The sequence below is a fragment of the Variovorax endophyticus genome, assembly GCF_025376855.1.
In the GTDB taxonomy this organism is placed as follows: domain Bacteria; phylum Pseudomonadota; class Gammaproteobacteria; order Burkholderiales; family Burkholderiaceae_C; genus Variovorax.
Genome location: NZ_JAHUTH010000038.1, coordinates 79,983 through 85,982, shown reverse-complemented (window position 1 = coordinate 85,982; position 6,000 = coordinate 79,983). Strand labels below are relative to the sequence as shown.

The following is a 6,000-nucleotide window of genomic DNA, read 5'->3' as shown; positions in this document are numbered from 1 at the left end:
GATCCAGGCCGACCCGTCGACCAACTCGCTGATCATCACCGCGCCCGAGCCACAGTACCGCCAGATGCGCGCGGTGATCGACAAGCTCGACGGCCGCCGCGCGCAGGTCATGATCGAGGCGCTGATCGTGGAGGTGAACGCAACCAAGGCCGCGCAGTTCGGCGTGCAGTGGCAAAGCGCGCTGGGCAACAACGCGGTGATCGGCACCAACTCGAGCCTGACCGGGACCAACATCCTGGCGCTGACGCAGGCGCTGGCCACGCGCAACCCCAGTATCTCGCTGCCCCAGGGGCTGAATCTCGGCATCGCCGGCAAGATCAACGGCCAGTACATCCTCGGCGCGATCGCCAACTTCTTCAGCAGCGACGACGATGCCAACGTGCTGTCGACCCCGAACCTGCTGACGCTGGACAACGAGGAGGCCAAGATCGTGATCGGCCAGAACGTGCCCTTCCCGACCGGGTCCTACTCGAACCCCACCACGGGGGGCCTCAACCCCTTCAGTACCGTCGAGCGCAAGGACGTCGGCCTCACGCTGCGCGTGCGCCCGACCATCAACGAGAATGGCACCGTTCGAATGAGCATCTTCCAGGAGACATCGAACGTGGTCGACACCACGCTGAAGGACGCGAACGGTCCCACCACTGACAAGCGCTCGCTGGAATCCAGCGTGCTGGTCGAGGACGGCGGCTTGGTCGTGCTCGGCGGTCTACTCTCGGACACCTACTACAACACCATCAAAAAGGTTCCGGTGGCCGGCGACCTTCCCATTGTGGGCAACCTGTTTAAAAGCGAGTTCCGCTCACGCGACAAGAAAAACCTGATGATGTTCCTGCGCCCAGCCGTGATGCGCGACGCGAGCGCCACCGAGGCTTTCGCCTTCGACCGCTACGACCAAATCCGCGGTATGCAGCAGAAAATTCAACCAAACGCCACCAACGTGATGCTGAGCAACGTGGATGTCGCGCCGGTTCTGCCCCCGTCTCCGCTGCCACGTTCCAGCCGTCCGACCCCAGGCGCGCTGCGCGCGCAGGACACCTCGATGGTCCCGCAGCCGCTACCGCTCGAGGATCGCAAGCTTGAGCCGGGCTTCCCGCGCGGTGGTCTGCGCCCTACCGCTGACCCGGCCACACAACGAGAGTTGCCCTGATCCAGGCATGTCGATCGGCGCGTCGGCAACCGGGGAATCAAGCGGCGGTGCCCTCGTGAGTTGAAGCTCGAGTTTCGGAAGGCCACCAGGAAAGTGCGACCACCGATATCGAGTTGCAGAAACTCGAGCATCACTGAATTTCCAGGCGGGCGGCGGGGCCCTCGCCCGTTCCCGCCTTCTCTGCAGGCCACGGTCGCAGCGCGGCCTCACGGACTCAGAATTTGAACTTCTGCAAGTTCTTCGGCGTCACGATCTCCGCCTCTCCCAGCACGATCTCGCCGTTGTCGAGGATGGTGTAGCTGCCCAGGCGGCCCGCCGTGAAGCTCTCGCCCTTCTTGCCGGTGATCTTGCACTGGGCCAGTTGCTGCGCCGCGTGGTAGGCGAGGTAGCCGAGGTCGCTCACGTTCCACCAGATGTCCTGCGCGTTGCCCGCCTCGATGTACTTCTTCATGAAGGTGGCCGGTGCGACGCCCGTGAGCTTGATCTTCTGGATGCCGCCCGATTGCTCGAGCGCGCGCGCCGCCGCGGGCAGGCCGATGCCCGCCGGCACCAGGATGCCCTTGATGTTCGGGAAGGCCTCGGCCAGTGCAAGGGCCTGCTGCTGGTTGATCTGCTCGCTCTCCTCGCCATAAGCCACCTGCACCAGCTTCATCTGCGCGAACTTGGGGTTGTTCGCGAGCTGTGCCTTCATCACGGAGATCCAGGTGTTCTGGTTGGTCGCGGTGGGCGTGCTCGACAGGATCGCGAACTCGCCGCTGTAGCCGATCAGCGCGCCCATGCTGTCGAGCATCTGCAGCGCCAGGCTGTCGGAACGCGCCTGGTTGATGAACAGGGTGCGTGCCTCCCTGGTCGCATCGGAGTCGTAGGTCATGACGCGCACGCCCTGGGCGCGCGCGCGCCGCAGCGCCGGCGCCAGCGCGTTCGCGTCGGTGCTGGAGACCACGAGCACGTCGACCTTCTGCGCCACCAGCGCATTGACGAACTCGATCTGCGCATCGGCCGTGGCGGTCGAGGGCGCCTGCTGTATCAGCTTGCCGCCGATCTCCTTCTGCGCGTCGAGCGCACCCTGGCGCGCCACGTGGAAGTAGGGATCGGTGTCCATCTTCGGCAGGAAGCCGATGGTGCCCGGCGCCTTCAGGCACGCGGGGTCGGCGGCCGAGGCCGGCAGGGCCGCGGCGATGCAGCCACAGGCGATCAGGCAGGCAGCGAGGGTCTTGTTCGATGTCATGGTTGTCTCCTCAGGGAACCGGTCCTTCGATCCGGCGGTTGGAAAAGCGCTGGACGAGCCGCCGCGCGGACGCGGTGTTCGCCAGCCTGCGAATGCCGTTGCTCAGCAACAGCGAAAAGATCAGCAGGAAGCCGATAGCCAGGCCCTGTGCATCGCCGCCGGTCTGGTTCAGCGCGAGCAGGTTGCGGATCAGCGCCACCAGCGCCAGCGCCCAGAAGACGCCACCCATGCGACCGCGCCCGCCGAACACGCTGATGCCGCCGAGCAGCGCGATGGTGATGACGTCGAGCTCGAAGCCCAGCCCGTTGCTGGCGCGCGCGCTCGACAGCCGCGCGGTGAGCACCACGCTGGCCAGCGCGCAGACCAGCCCGCTCGCCACGAACATGCCCATGCGCAGCCGCGCCACGCGAATGCCCGTGTAGAGCGCCACGTCGGGATTGCCGCCGATGGCATAGATGCGACGGCCGGTCGCGGTACGGTGCAGGAACACGGCGAAGACGGGCGCCAGCAGCAGGAAGGGTACGAAGATCCAGGGCACGGCCGTTCCCGGCACGTTGTCGACCCCGAAGTCGGTCAGCAGGGCCGGCAGCTCGCTGACCGAGTCGGTGCCCAGCAGGATGTAGCTCAGCCCCCGGAACAACGCCATCGTGCCCAGCGTGACCACCAGCGAAGGCAGCAGCAGCCGCGTGACGAGCAGCCCGTTCATCGCGCCGGCGGCCGCGCCCACCGCGAAGGTGGCGGCCACGGCGGCGGCCAGCGGCACCTCGGCGCGCAGCAGCAGCCCCAGCACCACGCTGCACAGGCCGAGGATGCTGGCGACCGAAAGGTCGATCTCGCGCGCGATGATCAACAGCACCATCGGCAGCACCAGCAGCGCCTTCTCGGAGACGCCCGCCGCGATCTGCGACAGGTTGAACGAGGTGGCGAAGCCCGGCACGCGGGCCCACCCGTAGGCCGCCACCAACAGCACCAGCAGCGCGAGAAAACCTTCCCAGCCGGCCGCGCGGCCCAGCCATCGAACGAAGCGGTTCATGCGAGGCTCCTGGTCACGCGCCGGGGTTGGTTGGCGCGCCGCGTCACGACCGCGTCGATCGTGATGGCGGCGAGGATCGCGAGGCCGTAGACGGCCTGCAGCCACAAGGGATCGATGCGCAGCAGCACCAGCCCGTTGCGGATCAGCAGCAGCGCCACCACCCCCAGCACCACGCCGAGCACGGTGCCCGAGCCGCCGCGGATGGCGACACCGCCGACCACCACGGCGGCGATCACGGTGAGCTCGAAGCCGAAGGCGGTGCGCGAATCGATGGTCGCGTAGCGCGACGCCCACATCGCGCCGGTGAAGCCGGCCAGCATGCCGGCGATGCAGAACACGGCGAGCACGCGGCGCCCGATCGGGATGCCAATCAGCCGCGCGCCATCGGGGTTGGAGCCGATCGCATAGACGTCGCGGCCCACGGTCGCATAGCGCAGGCCGAGCCCCACGGCCAGCGCCGCGGCAAGCGCGAACCAGGCCGTGGCCGGCAGGCCCATCACCGCGCGGCTCGACACCTCGAGCCACGACGCCGGCACCTGGTCGGCGCTGACCTGGCTGCCGCTCGCGAGCATGCTGTCGAGCCCGCGGTACATCGCGAGCGTGCCCAGGGTCACGACGATGGCCGGCACGCCGCCATAGGTGACGATGGCGCCGTTGACCAGCCCGCAGGCCAGGCCCACGCCCACGGCCGCGCCGATGGCAGCGGCCGTGCCGAGCTCGGGATGCGCCCGCATCAATGCCGCGGCCACATAGGCCGACAACCCGATCACCGAGGCGACGGACAGGTCGATGTTGCGGGTCAGCAGCACCAGCATCTGCGCCAGCGCGACGATCAGCAGCAGCCCCGCATCCATCGCCAGCGCGCTCAGGTTGCTGGCGCTCAGCATGCGCGGGTTCAGCAGCGAGACGCCCAGCACCACGGCCGCGATGACCACGAGCAGGCCCAGTTCGCGCCGCGGGAGTGCGGCGGACAGCCGCCGCGCGGCGGTGTTTCGTCCGGCGGTGGCCACGGGGGTCGGCATCGCCACGTCGACGCGCGGCGCCGCCGATGCGGCCGCGCTCGCCCGCCCCGCATCGGTGGCCGCATAGATCACCGACTCCTGCGTGGCCTCGGAACGGTCGAAGCTGCCCGACATGCGCCCCTCGCGCATCACCAGCACGCGATGGCTCATGCCCAGCAGCTCGGGCAGCTCCGACGAGATCATCACGATCGCCATGCCGCCGCGCGCCAGGTCCGCCATCATGGCGTGCACCTCGGCCTTGGTCTGCACGTCGACGCCTTGCGTGGGCTCGTCGAGGATCAGCACCTTCGGGCCGGTCGCCAGCCACTTGCTCAGCACCACCTTCTGCTGGTTGCCGCCCGAGAGGTCGCTGATGGGCTGGTCGTAGCTGCGGTAGCGAAGCCGCAGGCGGTCCAGGTGCGGCGTGACCGCGCGCAGCTCGGCCTCGCGGTTCACCAGGCCCGCGCGCTTGACCTGGTCGAGCACCGCCAGGGTGGCGTTGGTGAGGATGCCGAAGTCCATGACCAGGCTCTGGCCCAGGCGGTCCTCCGACACGTAGGCGATGCCCGCCTCCATCGCCTCGGCGGCCGAGGCGAAGACGCGGCGCTCGCCGGCCAGCACGATGTGCCCGCTGGTGGGCCGGTCGATGCCGAAGAGCACGCGGGCGATCTCGGTGCGGCCGCTGCCGACCAGCCCGCCGATGCCGAGGATCTCGCCGGCCTGGAGGTCGAACGACACGTCCTCGAACGCACCGTCGCGCCCGAGTTGCTCCACCTCGAGCACGACCGGGCCAGCCGGCGGCGCGAGCGCCGGATACAGGTCCGCCAGTGGACGCCCGATCATCAGCCGCACCGCGCGGTCGTGCGGCATGTCGGCCACCGGCGCGACCTCGACGATGCGGCCGTCGCGCAGCACCGCCACGCGGTCCGACACGCTGTAGATCTCCTCCATGCGGTGGCCCACGAACATCATCGCCACGCCGCGGGTGCGCAGCTGGGCCACAACCTCGAACAGCCGGTCGACCTCGCGCGTGGTCAGCGCGGCGGTGGGCTCGTCCATGATCAGGACGCGAGCCTGCACCGACAGCGCGCGCGCCACTTCCACCAGTTGCTGCTCCGAGCTGCGCAACCGGCCGAGCGGCGTGCGCGGCGCGCACGACAGGCCCACGGTCTCGAGCAGGCGCTCGGCCTCGGCATGCATGCGGCGATGGTCGAGCGCGCCGAGCGGGCTCTTGAGCTGCCGCCCCATGAACAGGTTCTCGGCCACCGAGAGATCGGCGAACAGTCCCGGGTGCTGGTGCATCACGGCGATGCCCATGCGCTGGGCATCGAGCGGCGAGCGCAGCGTGACCGGCTCGCCGCCGACGTGCACCTCGCCGCGCGTGGGCTGGTGCACGCCGGCGAGCAGCTTCACGCAGGTGCTCTTGCCCGCGCCGTTCTCGCCCAGCAGGGCCAGCACCTCGCCGGGCATCAGGTCGAAGGATGCATCGCTCAGCGCGACCGTGCCGCCGAACTGCTTGGTGACGCCGCGCAGTCCGGCCACGCCGCGGGGGCTCCCCGTGAAGGGAGACGAAAGATCTTGCATGGAG

4 protein-coding genes are annotated in these 6,000 nt (G+C 69.0%); 1 reads left to right on the top strand and 3 read right to left on the bottom strand.

All coding sequences use genetic code 11. From position 1 onward, the window contains the following. Positions 1–1,150, top strand: a 1,150-nt coding sequence (locus KV106_RS35150; RefSeq protein WP_314733662.1) for a secretin N-terminal domain-containing protein, incomplete at its 5' end; no start/stop codon positions are given. Between the two features lie 214 nt (positions 1,151–1,364). On the opposite strand, the gene KV106_RS35145 is transcribed toward KV106_RS35150, so the two are convergent. The 3 genes from KV106_RS35145 to KV106_RS35135 are packed head-to-tail and all read right to left on the bottom strand — an operon-like array spanning position 1,365 to position 5,996. Further along, a complete protein-coding gene (locus KV106_RS35145; RefSeq protein ID WP_261216359.1) occupies positions 1,365–2,378 on the bottom strand; it encodes a rhamnose ABC transporter substrate-binding protein in 1,014 nt (337 codons plus the stop codon). Positions 2,379–2,388: 10 nt separating this feature from the next. Next, positions 2,389–3,411: an ABC transporter permease gene (locus KV106_RS35140; protein WP_261216358.1), complete on the bottom strand. Its 1,023-nt coding sequence runs from the start codon at positions 3,409–3,411 to the stop codon at positions 2,389–2,391. Beyond that, entirely contained in the window at positions 3,408–5,996 is a 2,589-nt protein-coding gene (locus KV106_RS35135) for an ATP-binding cassette domain-containing protein (protein WP_261216357.1), read from the bottom strand. The genes KV106_RS35140 and KV106_RS35135 overlap by 4 nt, the downstream gene beginning before the upstream one ends. Positions 5,997–6,000: the final 4 nt, after the last annotated feature.

Bases quoted from the DNA above. Each gene is read 5' to 3' on its own strand.
- KV106_RS35145 (WP_261216359.1), bottom strand. From the start codon at position 2,378: ATGACATCGAACAAGACCCTCGCTGCCTGCCTGATCGCCTGTGGCTGC.
- KV106_RS35140 (WP_261216358.1), bottom strand. From the start codon at position 3,411: ATGAACCGCTTCGTTCGATGGCTGGGCCGCGCGGCCGGCTGGGAAGGT.
- KV106_RS35135 (WP_261216357.1), bottom strand. From the start codon at position 5,996: ATGCAAGATCTTTCGTCTCCCTTCACGGGGAGCCCCCGCGGCGTGGCC.